The following is a 19812-nucleotide window of genomic DNA, read 5'->3' as shown; positions in this document are numbered from 1 at the left end:
ATGATTAGAACCATTAGGGCCAAATTTATCGTGGGCTTCTTTCTGATCTTCTGTCTCTCTTTTCTTATACTCAATCAGACCGTCAAGGAGATTATACGGACAAGTAATCAGAAGATTGTCACCGCTGATTTAACCGGGCTCAAGAACAACAGTAATGTGTATATACGCCAGGCATTTCTGATCAATCATTTCAAGAACAATAAGCTTTATTTTGGTGAGATGGCAGAAGAAATGGTAGATGAATTAAAACATGTCACCGCAAGTAACGTCAGCGCCTATACGGTCGAAGGCATTTTATTGTTTTCATCCGATCAGGCAGTGTTCTCCGGCCGGAATGACGACGATCTTAAACAGGCGATAGATGGAAGAACAGCTTATACCATTACACATGAACAGAACACGGGAACCGTCCTTTTCTCTTATCCGGTTATCATAGACGGTGTGAAGATAGGCATCTTGCGTTTCTCCAAAGACTTCAACCTGCTGTATAAACAAAGCGGGCGTATTTTGGATATCATTTTCTACATCGCGCTTGCGATCTTCACTGCGGCGTTTCTGTTCTCTTATTTGCTGTCCAGGCATATCACGATCCCATTAATTAAGCTAACCCGGGCTTCTACAGAGGTTAAGAACGGCAACTTAGATGTTCGAATCGATTTCCAGCGAAAAGATGAAATCGGTCGTTTGGCAGTCAATTTCAACGACATGATCGACCGGATCAGCAGCCAGATCTCAACGATTGAACGGGATCGGGACCGTTTAAAGGATCTCAATGAGCAGGAGAAGCGATTTTTTGATAATGTCACACATGAACTTAAAACGCCGCTGACATCTATCCTGGGCTATGCCGAAATGATACGGGAAAAAGGAGAGGCCGATCGTGCGTTCTTCGATAAAGGAATGAATCACATTGTTGAAGAAAGCCGCCGTTTGCACAGTATGGTACTCAAACTGCTTGAAGTATCACATCGTAACTCGGGTGGTGAAGCTTTCGAAATGGTAGATACGTCAAAAATCCTGCATGATGTATGCGACTCGATGTCATTCCGGGCTAAGCGCTACAAGAAAAGAATCCTCTGCGAGATGGAGGAAAATCTGTTCGTGCACGGTCAAGCGGACAGGCTGCGTCAGCTCTTCATCAATATCCTTGACAATGCGATCAAATACAGCATGGCTCAATCAACAATCCGGGTTAAGGCAGAACTTCATGCCGGAACGGTTCGGTATATCTTCGACAACCGGGGAGAACCGATCGCCCCTGATCAGCTAGTTAATTTGTTTCAACCTTTCTATTCAGCAAATCAGAAGCTCAAGGAAGAAGGGAGCGTCGGTTTGGGACTTAGTATCGTTAAATCGATTGTCGATGATCACGCGGGGACCATCCGCCTTGTCAGCGAGAACGGTCATACGATCGTCTATGTGGACATTCCTTACATGAAGGCGGTGATTGTTTGATGACGAATAAGCGGTTTACACGAATGTCTACATTACTCCTGATTCTCATCGTCCTCATGTCCGGATGCACGAATGGCCAGCGTTCGGAGACCATCGTCATATCCAGCACAGAAGAAAATCACACATCAGATCAGGGCAGCCGGTCTTTCCAGGTGAAGACGATTTACCGTCTTCCTGACTCGGTAACAGATAATGATGAGATGCTCGGTTGGGCTGCTCCGGACACTGTCGTTGGTTTGTTCAAGATCGTCAGATCCTCTGAACGAATGAAACGGAATCTCCAAAGGATATCAATCCCATATGAACATCTAACGAACATACAAAACATGGACAGCAACATTCATTCTCTTGAATTGTCTCCAGATGGCAAGTACATCTCCGGGATCACAAAAAAACAAGACGGTGATTCGTTGACGCTGATTTCGTTGTCCGATGGACAGCGCAAAGAAGTGGCACGCTTTAACTCCCGGGAGCAGCAGCTTGTCCAGAAGCTCTCATGGTCAAGCGATAGCAGATATCTATGCTACCTGTTCACGGATGCAAACGGCAGACAAGAAAGCCTGGGGATTTATGATACAGAAGCAGACAGAGCCAAGGATTACCGTTTAACAGGTTTCGGGAATAAGGGTACTTTCACTGCGGTGAAAATATCTGATGATGGACGCAGTATGCTGTTTACCATGCTTCAGTCCAACCGAAAGAGCAGTGTTGTCTTGGGGATCATCAACGGGAGTGAAGTTGACGTCCAATACGAACATCAGACGGGCGGCGAGCAAATTGCCTGGCTTAACAATGATCAGTTCGTATACCTCGGAACAGAAGGAACCTTGTACGAATACGACCGACGAAACAGTGAATTATCCGTTCTGCTGGAGAACGTCGAACGATTCGAGTTTTCTCAGAATCGCAAATACATTGCCTACTCTCTGAATGAGAAGGATTCCATTTTTGCCGGCAAGCTGCAGGGTAAAAATATCCTGTACGAGGAGCCTGTCTATCATGGAATCGATCCTTCGCAAATGTTGTGGAGTCCCGATAACAACAGTCTTCTTGTCATTGGCCAGAGAATATATTCCCGATTGTCGCGCGCGCCGGCGGTGGCGAGCCCTATAGATCATCAACCATTCATTATTAAATTCCAGTAGTCAGGCACCAGATTATGAATAAAGTTTCTTCTCTATTGCCTATAGTCCGAACATTAACGAAAGGCCGAACGAAAACCCGTTCAGTCTTTCGTTTTTTTTATTTGGAGACAATTTGTTTACAAGTAGGTGAAGTTTTGGCGACATCGCCTCTTTATATTGGAAAGAGTAGATTGTTTATGGCATAAGAGTTCATATAATCGATCTGTTTTTCTATGAGTGAAACCAGGAGGAAGTGTGATATGAAAAGATTCGGAATAGGAATTCTAGCAAGCTGCTTTCTGACTCTCTCTCTGACTGCTTGCGGGAGCGGCAGTACTAGCACGGGGACAGTCAGCAATGATGCTGCCAAGGGCTTAAACACGGACGTTAAGATTTCAGAAAAAAATGATAACAGCTCGTCTACAGGCGGCAAAAAGACGATTGTCTTCTCGACATTTTTCCCGGATGCGAGGTTTCAAGAAGCGAAGAAGAAATATGAGAAGCTGCATCCCAATATTGAGATCAAACTGGAGGAGGTCAAAACCGATGACTCCCATTTGGAGGCAGCAATCAATAAGTACGTAACTACCATGAATACGGCAATGCTGGCTGGCAAAGGTCCCGATTTGCTTCAAATGGATTTACTGCCTACAGACAACTACGCCAAGCATAAGCTGCTGACCGATCTGAGCCCGATGATGGATCAGGATTCGGCATTTAAGAAAGAAGATTACTTTAGCAATATTCTGGATAATGTCCGAACCGGCAATGCGCTTTATAGTATGCCGCTCTCTTTCTTCCTGACTGGCTTTGCCGGAGACGAGAACGTGATTACGAAAACAGGCGTTTCAGTTGATGACAAATCATGGTCTTGGGTTGATTTCATGAAAACCTCGAAGCAATTGGTTGCTTCAAAGGCGTTTCCCTACGCATTGGCATACGGCGACCCCGAATACTTATTGGCTGATATTGTAATCGATAATTACTCCTTATTTGTGGATGCAGCCAGCCATAAGGCCAATTTTGAATCGGCCTCCTTTACAGGTCTGATGAATCAGGTGAAGTCGATGTACGACGATAACATTGTCAGATCGGATGGCCGCGTCAATGCTTATTTTAGCGACATCCAAATTAATTCTCCATGGGACTATCTTGTTAGTCTGAGAGAAATCGGCGAACATACAAAGCTGTACATCAAACCTCATGCTCAGGACACGACAGATGGCGGTTATTTCAGGACTTACCGGGATATTAGCCTGACCTCAAATTCCAAGGTGAAATCTGAGGCATGGGATTTCCTGAAGTTCATGATGTCGGAGGAGATTCAAACCCCTCCCACAACCGCAGGATTTCCAATCAATAAGAAAGTATTTGCCAAACAGGTCCAACAGTTGAAAAAAGAAGGAACGATCCAAGCGTATCAGGAAGGCCCATTGCATGGACTGACTTTTAAAGTCGACCAAGCCAAATTGGATCAATTGGAGAGCTTTGTTAACGGAGCGATTCATCATGCCGATTCCAAGTCGGACAAGGTGCGGGAGACCATCATCAATGAGTCAAAAGCTTTCTTTGCCGGACAAAAATCTGCGGACGATGTCGCCAGGATTGTCCAAAATAAAGTGAACACTTATTTGAATGAATAGCAGCCGTTTCGTACTGCCGCGTAGAGACGGGTTAAAGGCGATATGGTTCCTAACGCCGAGTCTGGTCGGTTTTGCGTTGTTTTATATCATTCCATTCTTGATGGGCATCTATGAATCGTTCACAGACGGTTCGTTAGGTGGCACATTCGTTGGATTCGATAACTATAAGGAGGTCCTCAACAGCAGCTCATTCCGTAAGGCTTCAGCCAATACGCTGTTGTTTACCAGCATAAGCGTTCCGCTGCTCATTTGGTTATCGCTGCTTCTGGCATTGCTTTTGAACAAGTCCATGTACTTGCGTAATTGGCTCCGCAGCTCTTTTATCTTGCCGCTCGTCGTGCCTGTTGCATCCATCGTTATGTTCTGGCAAATTCTCTTCGATTGGAATGGGACCTTGAATGCATGGCTGCATCGTTTCCATTATGGACGGGTCGATTGGATGCAATCGAATGGGTCGATGAGCATCATTGTACTCATGTATATTTGGAAAAATATCGGCTACAACATGATTTTATTTCTAGCAGGTCTTCAATCCATTCCTAAAGATTATTATGAAACGGCACAAATTGAAGGGGCAAGCAGACCTCGTCAATTGATTCACATCACATTGGTTTACTTGACTCCTACGATGTTTTTCGTCGTTCTAATCTCGATAATCAATTCTTTTAAAGTGTTTCGGGAGACGTATTTGCTCGCAGGGGATTATCCTTATGACCGCATCTATATGATGCAGCACTACATGAATAACATGTTCTTCACGCTCGATATTCAGAAGTTGACTTCTGCTGCCACGCTTATGGTTGTCTGCATCATCATTCTTGTAACGGGTCTATTAAGCATCGAGCGTCGATTTCGGGATAATTTTGAGTGAACAGGGAGGGACATCATGAAAACAAAGCAGTGGATTCCAAGGCTAATGCTGACGCTGCTGCTGGGAGCAGCAGCCATCATGATGCTGGTGCCTATTCTGCTAACCATCACGAACTCCCTAATGACGGAGCAAGAGATAGGACAAAATTATGGTTTGATCGGACAAATGATTGATGTAGCTAAAGGTGGCGAAAACACGTTCATCAATCTCAAGTTGGTCCCCGATTGGATTTCTTTTGGACAATATGCTGAAGTGTTGATTTTATCTACAAAGTTCCTACAAATGTTCTGGAACTCAGTCGCAATGGTCGTTCCGATCGTTGCCGGACAAACCGTGGTTGCCTCGCTGGCAGCATATGCTTTTGCCAAGCTCCACTTTATCGGGAGAGACAAGCTGTTCATGCTTTATTTGATGACAATGCTTATGCCGTTTCAAGTGACGCTAGTTCCGAACTATCTGGTAATAGACAAGCTTGGGCTCATGAATCATGCCTCAGCAATAATACTGCCCGGCATCTTTGGGGCATTTGGCGTCTTTATGATGCGACAATTTATGGCGCATATTCCCGGAGCGTATTCCGAAGCTGCCATGATGGACGGAGGGGGACAATGGGTGATTTTTTGGCGCATCATTCTGCCGCTTGTCAAGCCCGGTCTAGCAGCTTTGATGGTTTTACTTTTTGTCGACTATTGGAACATGATTGAGCAGCCTCTCATTTTTCTGCAAGATTCCTACAAACAGCCCTTGTCTCTTTATCTTGCACAGATTAACAAAGATGCGCTGGGAATCGGATTCGCGGCTTCTGCACTATATATGACTCCAATGGTTCTTCTATTTCTTTATGCAGAGTCTTATTTTATTGAAGGTATCCAGTTATCGGGGATTAAAGGTTAGCTTAGGAGTGATTATCATTGCAAGAGGAGATATCAAAGTCAAGAAAACGTAAGGTTGGTCTAATTGCAGGCTTATTTATCGGGCTTCTGCTCATGCTGACTTTTGCAGGCAACACCTTCCAGGCTCTCACGCTGCCTAAGGTAATTACCTCACAAATAAAAAAGGGATCGCTTGTTCATTCTTACGAGGGCAGCTCGACAGTAAATCCGCAGGAGGAGAGAGAACTTACGAATCCCGCAGGCTGGAAGGTATCGAAGGTGCTTGTTAAGAAAGGAGAGGCCGTGAAGAAAGGTCAGTCTCTTATAAAATATGACGGAATTGAAATCAAGCAGCAGCTTGCCGATGAACAATCCGCTCTCAAGAAAAGTATTTTATCATTGGAGCAGCTTAAATATAGCGTGATCCTAGCTATGCAAGGAGAAGATGATGCCGCCAAAATAAGCGCCTCTGCGGCTTTGGAAACAGCAAAGGTTGATATGTCTACACAGCAGCTGCATATTCAAAATCTTAAAAACACGCTTGCTGCCAATCAGCAAATTGTGGCTCCCTTCAACGGGGTCGTCTCGGAGATTAGTGCGATTGAGGGGTTCAGCTCTAGCGGAGTTCCGGATATCAAGATTTCCAACGCTGAAAAAGGATATAAGCTCGAACTTCTCATACCTTCCGAGATGGCTTCGATGCTCAGCGTAGGTGAAGTTCTGGATAACCTGAAGCTTGATCGGGAAGATCATCCATCTTTAACGGGGAAGATCGAAAAGCTGGACGAGGCATTGAATTATCCGAATAACAGCTCCAATAGTTCCGATGCTAACGCACCTGTTAGCGCTATGTATCATCTAGTGATTGCTCTCGAGGACCATGAACTTCATGGGGGAGAGCGAGTGGAGGTCCAGATCATGAAATCAAAAGGTGAAGATCAGATGCTGGTTCCGAATAAAGCCGTTCACAAGGACAATCAAGGTGTCTATGTTTATACCATCAGTGAATCAGCAAGCCCATTAGGGAATGCATATTATGCCGTACGTACGCCGATAAAGATCTCTGATGCGAATGATGTATCAACAGCTGTGAGTGAAGGACTATTTGATCAGCAGGAAATTATTGTGGAGAACAGCGGTCTTATTATGGATGGGACACGCGTCCACAAATAGCTCTGAGATAGAGACTACACAATTTAAGAAATAAAACCGGAGGAGAACGAATGAGAAAGCATGGAACCAAATATATTGCTGTACTGTTAGGTGTTTTTGTCATTAGCCAAATATCGCCTTATCCGATCCAGGCTGCTTCTGTCCAATCTGGTACGAATATAACAGGAGTTTCAAACAGCAGCCTCGGGACGATTCAATTAAATTCCAAGATCAAAGCTACCCTGGAAGAAGTCAATATTTGGCCGCAGGCAACAGGCAATATTGTGACGTATACCTTGAACTACACGAATACAGGCAGCAGCAGCGTAAGTATGATGAATTTCTTTTCGAAGGTGGTATCTCCGGGGGGGTCAATTATTTTGGGTCATCCCATCACAAATGATGTATCGAAAAAAAATGTGTTATCCAAGGAGAGCGTACGGGTAACCTATTATGTCAATATGAAGCAATTAAATTCTCTTAAAGGTATGAAGTTCCCCGTGTATGTCTGGGACATCAATGCCAAAGATTATTTGAAACATGCAGGTACCTTTACACTGCCAGCTAATTATTCAAACGTGACGCCCATTGGAAAAAGCATAAATACCGCCATGAATAATAACCCGGTTACAGCAGGCAGCCAATCGCTGGAGATCTATAAATATAACGGAAAAGTTTATGCGAAGGTCGGATTCAACCTGACCAATCGGGGCAGTAAGGTATTTGAGGATCCGGGATACAAGGCATATCTGGTATCGGCCGGAGGAAGCATATTCAAACTGTCCATAAGCGGATCGCAGACGGATTATAAAATTCAGCCAAACGAAAAAAAGACCATATATTATGTGTCCGAGATCCCTTCTTATCTAAAAACCGATAATATGAAGATCCAATTCACGCAAAAGGATGAAGCATTGCAGCTGGAATACGCTGGTTCTTCGTACAAGCTTCCTGCAGCTGCTATGGCTAATTTAGTCGTTGGCAAGAATGCTGTTAAAAAAATCATGATCCATAACAATATCATCGAAACGGAGCTTCAAAATGCCAGTGTAACCAGTGAGGATGGCAAGGGGGATTGGTCATTTCAATTGCGTATGAAGAATACCGGCAATAAGGTGGTAACACTCCCTGATTACGATCTTGCCGTGAATTCCAGGATTGGAAAAAAGTTTCCGCTGGACTCCAAGGGATTGAGCGGTTTAGTGATAAAGCCTATGGAGGAGAAGATTATTCCACTCCATGTGCAGATTCCGCTGGAAGTTGAACAGAACACACTTCAACTCGAATTGATTGAATCTGTCTCCAAGGAGCTTGCAGGAAATACAGCAGGAGGGGGTACTTCGGAAGCGACAGGAACAAAGGAACCGAGTGCCGATATGAAGCTTCCCGTTGCGTATTTCACTATCCCATATGTCCTGCATACGGATGCACAGAAGGGACAAGTATACAGTGCGACGAATTCATACGGAACTTTCTCCTACAGTCTTCAATCGCTGCAGCGCCTTCCTTGGAAAGATGAGGATATCTTAGCAGCCAAACTGAATATTACCAACACGCAATCGACCAATCTATCGCTGCCCGACTTAAAGGGGATGATAAAGATAGATCATGATGATCTACCTGCAACCGAAATACTGATGGACAAGGGCGTTGCTGTATTGGGACCCGGACAGAGTACAAACATCAACGTTATCGCCCATATTCCGTACACCCAAGAATTTCACGACTTAAAGGTAAATCTATTTTCATCTGAAAAAGATGAGAAAATTCCATTTCTCACATTGAGTACACCGAGTACAATGAATGCTGTCGAATCGATTAAGCAAGGCGGCAGCTATGTCGTTTCAGGTCTAGGGAAACATGCTAAAGTTAACGAAAATAAAACGATAGTCTATGAGGGAATGAATTCAAATATCGTCTATACAGAAATGCTTCTTGGCAGTGAAGAGAAACGCCAAAGCAAGATGGCCCGTCTTCAGGCGTATTACAGAACAGCGGATGGACAGCTGTACGAAGCTGTATCCAGTCAACCGGACACGCCGGCAACACCGGACATTAAGCAATTCATTACCTTCTCGGCAAAACTTCCCAAATCAGCAGTAACTTCGGACCTCTCGCTATATCTTGGACCGGGAATTACCGGCAATAAATTTACCGAACCAGGAGAGGACCCGACAGGGTATATTGATATTTCAGCATTACGACTTAATCCAGCTGTGAGCCGACCCCAGACGAGTTTATCACAGGTTTCCTTGTATCCTTATCAACTGTCGGTACTAAATTCGAAAGGCTGGACAGTGGAAGGCAGCGACAGCTTGAATATCACTATGAATTATAACCTGCAGCGGGAAAATAGCTATGACATGGGGGAGTTTAATCATAAGCTGGTACTCAAGATGACGGACTCAACCGGTCAGTCACAGGAAAAATCCCTGAACATTGGCACCGATCTGACGGTAGGGAATTACAATACGTTCATGGCTACCTTCAGCAGCAATCAGTACAAGACATTGCGTGGAGGAGTCTACCGGTTAACCTTGTATGATGAGCTTATGGGGGAACGTATCGAACTTGCCAGTCAAGCCTATAATTTGTCCATCGAAAAAACACCGGATACCGAGAAATAACGATAAAGCATCTTCGGTTGTTTTTCTTATTGAAGCAGTGCAGTTCTCACAGCCCGATTCTTGTACACTCTAATTAAATTGAACAGCCTGTCATCTCATCAAGAGAAGACAGGCTGTTACTACGTGGTAACACTTCGTAAAGGAATGAGGCGCATACACATTATTTCCCGGCAGCGAAGCGTTCAATGATTTCAAAAGGCAGATGATCCGTGATTAAGCTTCCGTAGTAGGCGACATTTACGATACCTTCCTCATCAATCAGAAATTCAGCCGGGATCCGGTTGAAATTGGAGCCTTCCTCCGGCGTAAGCTTGAACCCGGCAGCCTCGACTTGATCACTAATCTTTTGATGGATACCCGGCTGCGATAATGTTGCCTTCGTCTTGGCTTCCGATGTCTCAACACTGTATAGCTTGTAGATTTCGGCTGCAGGATCGGCAATAAGGGAAAAAGGTGCGTTTTGTTGGCCCACATACCTGTGGAGATTAGCTTCGGGGGATTCGAATAATGCGATCACTTCCATTCCCTGCTGCTGCCATTCCGGATACCGCTGGATAAATTGATGCACACGCAGATTGCACAGCGCACAAGCAGAGTTACGGAAAAAGGCAAGCAATATTTTGCGTCCGCGGTATTTTTCTAGTGTAATACACTCGTTGTTCTGATCTGTCATTTGGAAAAAGGGAGCTGTGTCCCCGTGCTGAAGCTGATGATTCATATGGTTTTTCCTCCTAAATTTCGGGTCATTGGCGTTAACGCCTACAACCTAATTTAGCAGGTGAAAAGCGATTCCTCTGTGACTTAGTCACCAAGTGCTTCCAGCTTGGTTCTCTGGTCAATTTTCACCCAGCCCCGTCCTGTCTGAACCCATCCATTTTGCTTAAACCGGAGCAGCGTTCGGGAAACGACCTCACGTGCTGAACCAATCTCCTCAGCCAATTCCTGATGTGTTGTATGAAGAAGCGGCTGATCCTCTGTGGTAACCCGAAGCAGGGCTTTGGCTAGTCTCATTTCAAGCGGCATGAATTGTTTCTCCTGCAGCATATCGACCATCCGGAGCATGCCTTCAAGGAGCCCTCCAAAAATGGTTCTGCGAATGAGTTCATATTCCTGTACCCAACGCAAGAAGCTGCTTTTGAGAACAAATAGCACATCTACGTCGCATTCAGCGATCAGAGAGCCCGGATAATCGCGTCCACTTAACCCGCTGAGTACCATCAGCGAACAGACCTCTCCTGCGGAGAGCATATTTAATACCGATTCATTTCCGTTTTCATTGATAACCGTAATCCGGGCTGTCCCGCTAAGCAGAAACATGCCGTATATTGCCGCATCTTCGCGGTGAAATATTCTGGATTTGGCGGGGAAACGCTGTACGAAAGGTTGTGCCTCTGCCCATTCTTCCGGCTGCAGAGCGCTAAAGCATGGGAAAATGTCCAGCAGGTTGGTGTCTTCAATCCCCGATATTGTCATTTTTATGTTGTCCTTTCTGTACATGCTTGTATGAATAAGGAGTTACTACGACTATTCTAGAATACTATAGATCCGCTTGGAAGAGCAGCATGCGTTGGTATGACGTATACAGGTCGCGCACTGCGCACCTTTCTGTATAAAATGACAGAAAGTTCATTGTGAGGATAATTTTCATTACAGTATACTTAGTGGTCAATTAATAAAATAATTTACATATAATATTAATATAGTATACTTTATACTAAAATCGAATAGTCGACGTTTGGTGAATGGTAGTCATTGTTATAATTGATACGTAAGAGAGGAGCGATTAATCCGTGACAAATAAGCTGTACGAATTATTTGTTGAACCGACTCCGGCCTTTCGAGGTAAACCGTTCTGGTCATGGAATGGCAAGCTTGATCAAGAGGAGCTGCTTCGCCAAATACAACATTTCAAGGAAATGGGCTTCGGAGGTTTCTTTATGCATTCACGGACAGGGCTGGCTACCGAGTACTTGGGTGATGAATGGTTCAAGCTCATCAACATTTGCTCGGAGGAGGCTGAGCGGCTTGGCCTTGAAGCCTGGCTTTATGACGAGGACCGATGGCCAAGTGGCTCGGCAGGCGGCATGGTCACGCAAGAACCAAAGTATCGCTTGAAATTCATAAGGCTGGAAGTCATTCCAGTTGAGCAGTTTGTCTGGAAAGATCATATGTTTGCGGCTTTTCAGTGTGATGTGGAGGGCATGATTTTCACTAACTGTACGCAGATGGAAAGGGATCAGGACAGTGGTCAGCATACGGGTCGGACCATGCTTGCTTTCTCTCTGGTAGAGCAGGAGAAGGAATCATTTTATAACGGTTATACATATTTGGATACTTTGAATCGTGAAGCGGTCGACCGCTTTCTTGAAATAACGCATGAACAATACAAGGCCAAGAGCGGAAAGCATTTCGGCAAATCTATTAAAGGTATTTTCACCGATGAACCGCATCGGGGAGCGTTAATGGACGGGTTCGGAATTCAAAATGAGAACGGGCATTGGCACGCACCTTGGACATATTCGCTTTTTGAACAATTTCAGTCCGTTTACGGTTACGATCTCATTTCACGTCTTCCTGAATTATTTTTATTACCCGAAGGAAAAGAGCTTTCTCAAGTAAAATGGCATTACGTAGATCTGATTCAGGAAATGTTTCATGATAGTTTTGCTAAACCAATGAAGCAATGGTGTGAGAGCAATGGTTTGATTTTGACTGGCCATACTTTACATGAAGACAGCTTAACCGCCCAAACAGCAATGGTTGGATCTCTGATGCGTTTCTATGAGCATATGGGTTATCCCGGTGTCGATGTACTAACAGAAGGTAACGTGAATTATTGGATCGTCAAACAATTGTCTTCGGCAGCCAGGCAGTTGGGCAAGACCTGGATGTTATCTGAGCTATATGGGTGCACAGGCTGGCAAATGCCCTTCGAAGGACATAAGGCCGTCGGCGATTGGCAGGCGCTGTTTGGCATTAACTTACGATGCCATCATTTATCCTGGTACACGATGGAGGGGGAATCCAAACGCGATTATCCCGCCAGCATATCCCATCAATCGGCCTGGTGGCATGAATATAGTTATGTGGAAACCTATTTTTCAAGATTGGGTGTGATTATGACAAGTGGGCTACCGGTATGTGATCTGTTGGTTATCAATCCGGTTGAAAGCTTATGGGGACAGATCTATCCGGGATGGTCTAGAGGATTATCGGCCGTATCACGCAAGGTTCAGGAGCTTGAACAAAGATATCAAGACAATTTTCATTATCTGGCGGGTGGGCAAATCGATTTTGACTATGGCGACGAGGAAATGCTGGGACGTTTATATAATATCGGTAAGGACAGAGATGGCAGTGCTGTGCTGCATGTCGGCCAAGCGGCTTATCGGGCCGTGCTTGTGACGGGAATGATGACCATGCGCAGATCCACACTTCAAATACTCAAGCAATTTCGGGATGCGGGTGGAACTGTTATTTTTGCAGGCGACGCACCGGGGCATATGGATGCACTTGCTTCTGACGAAGTGATTCATTTTGCTAAAAGCGTGAAGCATATTCCCTTTGATTGTAATGAATTGCTTACCACATGCAGAGAGGCGGTCCGGACTTGGGTCACTATTCGGGACGCGGCGACGGGAGCATCCATTCCTGATATATTCGCACAGGTACGCAAGGATAAGGAGCAAACGTATATTGTACTGATGAATATGAACCGAGGGGAGTGGCATAGGAACGTTGTTATAAGCGTCTCAAAGCCAGGTTTTATTGAGGAGTGGAATTGCCAAACCGGTGAAAGAGGACATATTACTACCAACCTGCATGAAGGCGCCAATGAATGGATTACGGATTTCGCACCGGTTGGAGAGCATGTATATGTCATCGATGAAACGTATGATCAGTCTCTGCCAACAGTAACCCGCTACGTAAATGTTGACTCGTTAAATATCGCAGAGCGGTTTAAATATCGGTTAAATGAACCGAATGTTCTCGTGCTGGATAGGGTTACTTATCGGTTGGGTAAAGAAGAGAAGACAAATGAACCCATGGAAATTCTGAAAGCGGATCGGCAAATTAGAACCACATTACAGCTCCCCTTTCGGCATGGTGAAATGATTCAGCCTTGGTTTGTAGAAAAGTCCGGCCAGTCCAAAACAAATTTGAAGCATCCGCTTGTGCTGAGCTATCATTTCCATGTTCATGAAATTCCTGACTCACCCATATATCTTGCCCTGGAAAGCCCGGAGTCCTTCCAAATCAGCATGAACGGAGAAGCGATCGATGGCAAGGACACCGGCGATTGGTGGGTTGACCGCTGCTTCATCAAAATCCCGCTTCCGGCAGGAAATCTTCACGAAGGAGAAAATGTACTTGAGCTCCAGGTGATGTTCCACCAAGGCATTCATTTGGAAGCCATTTATTTGTTAGGAGAGTTCGGCGTCAATATCGAAGGTAATATTTGCACGATGATCAAGCAACCAGATACCCTCAAGCTAGGCTCTATTACGGAGCAGGGCTTCCCTTTTTACGGGGGGATAATCACCTATATTCCAATCATCGGAGATGAGGAGCAGTATGAGCAGTTTAGTCCGAAAACGGGAGAGAATCATGACAGCAGGACAATCATTTCTTTCCCTGCCTTTGAAGCGGGCTGTATAAAAGTTCGTCATGGTGAAGATGATCGCATCATTGCATGGCAGCCTTATGAAACTGAGCTCATCCGGAAGAATGGTTCATTTTCACAGCTGCAATTTGACCTGATCCTAACAAGAAGAAACACGTTTGGTCCATTGCATCAGCTTCCGCTGCTGACATCAAGCTATGGTCCTGGAAATTGGACGACGGAGGGAGACAGCTTCACCGAGGGGTATGTACTGCTGCCTACGGGATTATTATCCCCACCAAGATTGATCAATCAGAGGGCTATAGACTCACTGTAACATATCGTTTCTACACGACATTTGATTCATTTGCCTTCATTGGGGAAGTATGATGTCATTGTAATGGCCGTAACAAGTGAATAGCTTATCTCAAAAAAGACGTGCGGTATCTTTCAGCGTCTTTTTTTATGTTCATAAGAATATAGAGATTGATACCACTACAAATAAATTAATGTGATGGTATATTTATATGGAGTGCTTTATTTAAAAAAGAAGGTGTGATCCAGATCAAGTTATTGTTTATTTGCAGCAGGAATAAGTGGAGGAGTCTTACAGCTGAAAAGGTTTTTGAACAATATCACATGTATGATGTTAAATCCGCTGGGACCGAAGACAACGCAAGAATCAAAGTGAATTCAGGTCATGTGGGATGGGCAGACTTGATATTTGTCATGGAGAAAAAGCATGAACGAAGACTGAAAGACAAGTTTGGACAAGAATTGAATGCTAAACAGATCATACGACTAGATATTCCTGATGAGTATACTTTTATGGATGAGGAACTGATTGAATTGCTGAAAATAAGAGTTTCCGAGTTTATTGAAGTTCCGGAGTGAATAGTTTGTAGTGATTTGAAATCACATTATTTTATATGGAGAGGAAGTATAATCATGAAATCTCCTGGGGGCTCCATGTTTCCTTACTATTACAAAGGTGGTGAAATTCACTGCCTAAAGTATGGAAGTAAATACCATAACGAAGAAAGTCTGTTCAAACTGATGGAGCAAGAACAAGAATTCATATTCAATATCAATAGAAAATTAAAGATCTGGGTAGATTTTTATAAAACAACGATAACTGACAAAGTTCTTCAAGAATTTATAAATCATCTGCAACGCATAAATGACCGGATAGATAAAATATCTATTGTTGGTTTAACAGGCTTTAATGTGTGGAGAATAAAAAGAAAAATAAAAAAATCAGGTATTAATCTCATCATTTCGTTTTATAAAGATCCTGAGGATGCAAAAACCTGGCTTATCCATGATAGATAAATACAACCATGCGAAAGGAATGAATATGGATGGAATCAACATTTCGTGAACCCGATCTTTCTTCGAGACCATTCTCTGTACAAGTACAGCGTGATATGCAAGCATCACCTCAAGTATTATTCAAGGCCTGGACAAAAGAATTCGACCGTTGGTTTGCGGCACCGGGATCGGTAATAATGGAGGGAAGCGTCAACTCCGTTTTCTTTTTTGAGACGGTTTTTCAGCCAGACCCACATAGCGATGAACAGCGTCATCCCCATTACGGAAGATTTTTACGAATTGAGCCCAATCATCTGGTTGAACTGACCTGGGTAACAGGCGAAGGGGGGACCAAAGGAGCGGAGACGGTTGTTACGGTGATTCTGGAGCCACACGGTAATGGAACAATCTTAAAGCTTACTCATGCGGGATTTCCCGATGAGGAGTCGAAGAGTGGACATGAGCAAGCATGGCCCTTTGTACTTGAACAACTTGATCAGCAGATGACATGAAGAAGTATAGGGATCATTGCAGCGAAAAACCCCCTTCACATCGGAAGACCGAATGAAGGGGGTTTTACAGTTAAGTAGGTAGCACAGAAACTTGTTTATTTGCCAAGAAAGCTCTTAATAAAGAAATCCAATTGATAATCCAAGCTCAGCGGATCGTTAAAGTAGAAAGACTTCGCATCGACTTCGAAGACATGGTTGTTCTTGACTGCGGGAATGTTTTTATACGACTCGGTCTTCTGGAATGAGCTGTCCTCATCTGCATTCTTACTGAAAATGACGTAGTCTCCAAAGTAATCTTTCAGAACTTCCGTGGATAAGGCAAGGTAGCCGTCCTTAGCGGTTGCTTCTTTGACATTCTTTGGCATATCAAGTTTGAATTCATTATAAAGGATCTCAGTGCCGCGTCCATAGTTATAACCATAGACGTAGAGCTGCTTATTGAACGTTTCTACAACGGAGACGGTCGCATCTGCACCGATTTTCGCCTTGATTTCTTCGCCGGCTTTTTGGGCACGCGCTTTGAAATCGTCGACCCAGGCTTGCGCTTCTTTTTCTTTATTCAACAGTTTGCCGATTTCGAGCTGCTGCGTTAAGTAGTCGACTTTTCCATATGTATAAGTGACGGTCGGAGCCATTTGCTTGAACTTATCGATATTTTTAATGTCTGAGAGTCCGATAATCAGATCCGGATTCAGCTCGATGATCTTCTCGAGACTTTCGTCTGAAACTGCCTCAACGTTCTTCAGCTGCTCAGCGAACCTCGGGTTAGTCAAGGACATTTCATCCGCTCCAACCAGGGGAACCCCAAGCGCCATGACGTTACCTGTTAAGAATCTCGTAAGCACAACGACACGCTGTGGATGCGTTGGAACCTCAACGGGTCCATTCTCGGACTGGTAAGTAAATGTGGCGGGTTCAGTAGAAGATGATGAATCTGTTGAGCCATTCGAGGAAGTTCCCTGTGACGTCTTGCTTTCGCTATTGGCGTCATTCTTAGTACCACCGCAAGCACTCAAAACAAAAATAAGTATAAAGACTAACAAGATGAAAGGCTTTTTCATATGTTGTTTCTTCTCCTCTAGCAATAGCTATGAATTTTTATGATAATGATAATCATTTTCACAAATATAATATCTATGCGGCATAACTGTCAATAGCTATGTAATGATTTTGCCAATGAGAAAAGCTGCTTATTTTGTGAGCAATCAAGCTTTGTTATAGCCATAGGCTATAGCTGGATATAGTTTATTCCAGTTACTCTATAGCTGCGGATACGTGATATCTTTCTTGTAACAAACAATTCGTATAGGAGTGTAACAAGATGGCGAAAAGTAGTGTTTTGGGATATCCACGTATTGGTGCAGATCGCGAATGGAAAAAAGCGCTCGAAGCGTTCTGGGCCGGCAAGCTCGAAGAATCAGAATTTCACAATCAACTGCAGAAGATCCGTTTGAATCATTTGCGTAAACAGCAGGAAAAGGGAATTGACTTCATCCCGGTAAATGATTTCAGCTATTATGATCATATTTTGGATACAGCAACAATGTTCGGAATTATCCCGAAACGCTTTTCTTATGAAGGCGGAGTCGTACCCTTGTCTGTCTATTATGGCATTGCCCGTGGAACGAAGGATGCAACAGCAAGTGAAATGACCAAATGGTTCAACACCAACTATCACTATATCGTGCCTGAACTCGATGGAGCTGTACCTACGATTACTGAAAATAGACCCCTTATTGCATATAGAGAAGCTAAGGAAAAACTAGGTATCGAAGGGAGACCGGTTATTGTAGGCCCGTTGACCTTCCTGAAATTATCAAAAGGATATGACGTTTCGGAGACTGATGCTTGGCTGAAGCGATTGTTACCGCTCTATGTACAGATACTTCAGGAGCTGGCATTCGAAGGGGTTCAATGGGTACAAATCGATGAACCTATTCTGGTAACAAAATTAAGTGAGGATGATCGTAAGCGACTCAAGACCATTTATGATACGTTTGCAGCGAAAGCGCCTAACCTGAATATCATGCTGCAAACCTATTTTGAATCTATAGAGAACTACTGTGACATTGTCCAGCTGCCGGTAAAAGGAATAGGTCTTGATTTCGTGCATGGATTGTCTGGCAATATCTCATCGATTAGAACATATGGTTTTCCTGAGGACAAGGTTCTGGGCGCAGGAGTTATCGATGGCCGTGGTATCTGGAAGGCATCTCTACGTGAGAAGCTTGTACTACTAAAAGAGCTTGCTGGAGTTGTAACGACTGATAAGCTAATCGTGCAGTCTTCTTGCAGCTTGCTGCATGTTCCGGTTACGGTGAAAAATGAGGCGAAGCTCTTACCTGAACTTAAGAATGCTCTCGCATTCGCTGATGAAAAGCTGGATGAAATTGCACTTCTGGCGAAAGCAGTCTCTTCAGGTGAGGCCACAATCGCAGACGAACTTGAAAAGAGTGAGAGTGTTCTTCAAGCGCTCAAACAATCGGATGAGCGCAACCGTAATGATGTCCAGAAAGCCGTAGCGACCATTAGTGTACAGAACCCGGTTCGTAGTCTGCCATTTGCTGAACGTCATATCGCTCAACAGAAAAAATGGCAATTGCCACTTTTTCCAACGACGACCATCGGCAGTTTTCCGCAATCTGTAGAGGTGCGCAAGGCTCGCCAAAGCTGGCGCAAAGGTGAATGGAACAACGAGCAGTATGCTGACTTCATCCGGAAACAGATCGATATTTGGATTAAGCTGCAGGAAGAGATCGGACTGGATGTTCTCGTGCATGGTGAATTTGAACGAACGGACATGGTCGAATTCTTTGGTGAAAAGCTTGCGGGATTTGCCTTTACACAGTATGGATGGGTACAGTCATACGGTTCCCGTTGTGTGAAACCGCCTATTATTTTTGGAGATGTAGCTTTCGAGGAAGCGATGACTGTCGAGGAAACCAAGTATGCGCAAACGAAGACGGATCGCCCAGTTAAAGGGATGTTAACGGGACCGATTACGATCATGAACTGGTCGTTCGTCCGTGACGACATCACACGCGAGCAAATCGCTTATCAACTGGCGTATGCGCTCAGACAAGAGGTAGAGGCACTTGAGCAGGCAGGCATTGGCATGATTCAAGTGGATGAGCCTGCGGTTCGCGAAGGACTGCCGCTTAAAGAAGAAGATCAAGCGGAGTATCTGGCATGGGCTGTTAAAGCGTTCCGTATGACTACGTGTACGGTACAGGACACGACGCAAATTCACACGCATATGTGTTATTGCGAATTCCATGACATGATCGATTCGATTGAAGCCATGGATGCGGATGTGATATCCATCGAGACATCCCGCAGTCATGGTGAGCTGATCCATAGCTTTGAGTTGAACACATACAAATTAGGCATCGGCTTAGGTGTATACGATATCCATAGTCCACGTGTTCCGCAGGTGGAGGAAATGACAAGTATGATCGAACGGGCTTTGCGAGTGCTTGATCCCAACCTTTTCTGGATTAATCCGGATTGTGGACTTAAAACTCGTGGAGTCGAGGAAACGGTCGATTCCTTGCGCAACATGGTTAAAGCGACGCAGATCGCTCGTGAGAAGCATACCTTAACAGTATAAAAGAGGTTAAGCAGATAAAAAGAATCTACTAG

The 19812-nt window shown here is 44.4% G+C and carries 15 protein-coding genes; 12 read left to right on the top strand and 3 right to left on the bottom strand.

The window, feature by feature from the left end; genetic code table 11:
• The 7 genes from KJS65_RS09095 to KJS65_RS09065 all read left to right on the top strand — a co-directional run bounded on the left by KJS65_RS09095 (nt 1) and on the right by KJS65_RS09065 (nt 9744).
• Nucleotides 1-1455, top strand: a complete 1455-nt coding sequence (locus tag KJS65_RS09095; protein ID WP_213649536.1) for a sensor histidine kinase — start codon at nt 1-3, stop codon at nt 1453-1455.
• A complete protein-coding gene (locus KJS65_RS09090; RefSeq protein WP_213650717.1) occupies nt 1455-2600 on the top strand; it encodes a hypothetical protein in 1146 nt (381 codons plus the stop codon). The genes KJS65_RS09095 and KJS65_RS09090 overlap by 1 nt, the downstream gene beginning before the upstream one ends.
• A gap of 239 nt (nt 2601-2839) precedes the next feature.
• Nucleotides 2840-4222 (top strand): ABC transporter substrate-binding protein, encoded by a 1383-nt coding sequence (locus KJS65_RS09085; protein WP_213649535.1) that lies wholly within the window; start codon nt 2840-2842, stop codon nt 4220-4222.
• On the top strand, nt 4215-5093 hold the full coding sequence (locus tag KJS65_RS09080) for a carbohydrate ABC transporter permease (protein WP_213649534.1): 879 nt from the start codon (nt 4215-4217) through the stop codon (nt 5091-5093). Before KJS65_RS09085 ends, KJS65_RS09080 begins: the two co-directional genes overlap by 8 nt.
• A 15-nt stretch (nt 5094-5108) precedes the next feature.
• The gene (locus KJS65_RS09075) at nt 5109-5987 is read left to right on the top strand and encodes a carbohydrate ABC transporter permease (protein ID WP_213649533.1); all 879 of its coding nucleotides are present in this window, start codon (nt 5109-5111) and stop codon (nt 5985-5987) included.
• A 17-nt stretch (nt 5988-6004) separates the two neighbouring features.
• Nucleotides 6005-7138, top strand: coding sequence for an efflux RND transporter periplasmic adaptor subunit (locus tag KJS65_RS09070; RefSeq protein WP_213649532.1), 1134 nt, complete (start codon nt 6005-6007; stop codon nt 7136-7138).
• 50 nt (nt 7139-7188) lie between these two features.
• Complete coding sequence (locus KJS65_RS09065) at nt 7189-9744, top strand: hypothetical protein (protein ID WP_213649531.1); 2556 nt, start codon at nt 7189-7191, stop codon at nt 9742-9744.
• 160 nt (nt 9745-9904) lie between these two features.
• Here the strand turns inward: KJS65_RS09065 and KJS65_RS09060 are convergent, their stop codons facing one another.
• Nucleotides 9905-10462: a peroxiredoxin family protein gene (locus KJS65_RS09060; protein ID WP_213649530.1), complete on the bottom strand. Its 558-nt coding sequence runs from the start codon at nt 10460-10462 to the stop codon at nt 9905-9907.
• An 83-nt stretch (nt 10463-10545) separates the two neighbouring features.
• Nucleotides 10546-11217, bottom strand: a complete 672-nt coding sequence (locus tag KJS65_RS09055) for a Crp/Fnr family transcriptional regulator (protein ID WP_213649529.1) — start codon at nt 11215-11217, stop codon at nt 10546-10548.
• Nucleotides 11218-11534: 317 nt separating this feature from the next.
• On the opposite strand from KJS65_RS09055, the gene KJS65_RS09050 reads away from it, so the two are divergent.
• The 4 genes from KJS65_RS09050 (at nt 11535) to KJS65_RS09035 (ending at nt 16170) form a co-directional block, all read left to right on the top strand.
• Nucleotides 11535-14684, top strand: a complete 3150-nt coding sequence (locus KJS65_RS09050) for a glycosyl hydrolase (protein WP_213649528.1) — start codon at nt 11535-11537, stop codon at nt 14682-14684.
• A 227-nt stretch (nt 14685-14911) separates the two neighbouring features.
• The gene (locus KJS65_RS09045; RefSeq protein WP_213650716.1) at nt 14912-15241 is read left to right on the top strand and encodes a low molecular weight protein tyrosine phosphatase family protein; all 330 of its coding nucleotides are present in this window, start codon (nt 14912-14914) and stop codon (nt 15239-15241) included.
• Between the two features lie 54 nt (nt 15242-15295).
• Nucleotides 15296-15679: a hypothetical protein gene (locus tag KJS65_RS09040; protein WP_244864451.1), complete on the top strand. Its 384-nt coding sequence runs from the start codon at nt 15296-15298 to the stop codon at nt 15677-15679.
• A 29-nt stretch (nt 15680-15708) separates the two neighbouring features.
• Nucleotides 15709-16170: an SRPBCC family protein gene (locus tag KJS65_RS09035; protein ID WP_244864450.1), complete on the top strand. Its 462-nt coding sequence runs from the start codon at nt 15709-15711 to the stop codon at nt 16168-16170.
• A gap of 95 nt (nt 16171-16265) precedes the next feature.
• On the opposite strand, the gene KJS65_RS09030 is transcribed toward KJS65_RS09035, so the two are convergent.
• Complete coding sequence (locus KJS65_RS09030; RefSeq protein ID WP_213649527.1) at nt 16266-17231, bottom strand: iron-hydroxamate ABC transporter substrate-binding protein; 966 nt, start codon at nt 17229-17231, stop codon at nt 16266-16268.
• A gap of 260 nt (nt 17232-17491) precedes the next feature.
• Between KJS65_RS09030 and metE the strand changes: the two genes are divergently transcribed.
• The gene (gene metE, locus KJS65_RS09025) at nt 17492-19780 is read left to right on the top strand and encodes a 5-methyltetrahydropteroyltriglutamate--homocysteine S-methyltransferase (RefSeq protein WP_213649526.1); all 2289 of its coding nucleotides are present in this window, start codon (nt 17492-17494) and stop codon (nt 19778-19780) included.
• Nucleotides 19781-19812 lie beyond the last annotated feature (32 nt).

It is taken from the genome of Paenibacillus sp. J23TS9 (genome assembly GCF_018403225.1).
In the GTDB taxonomy this organism is placed as follows: domain Bacteria; phylum Bacillota; class Bacilli; order Paenibacillales; family Paenibacillaceae; genus Paenibacillus_AQ.
The sequence above is the reverse complement of the archived record's forward strand: the minus strand, read 5'-3'. Positions and strand labels throughout refer to the sequence as shown.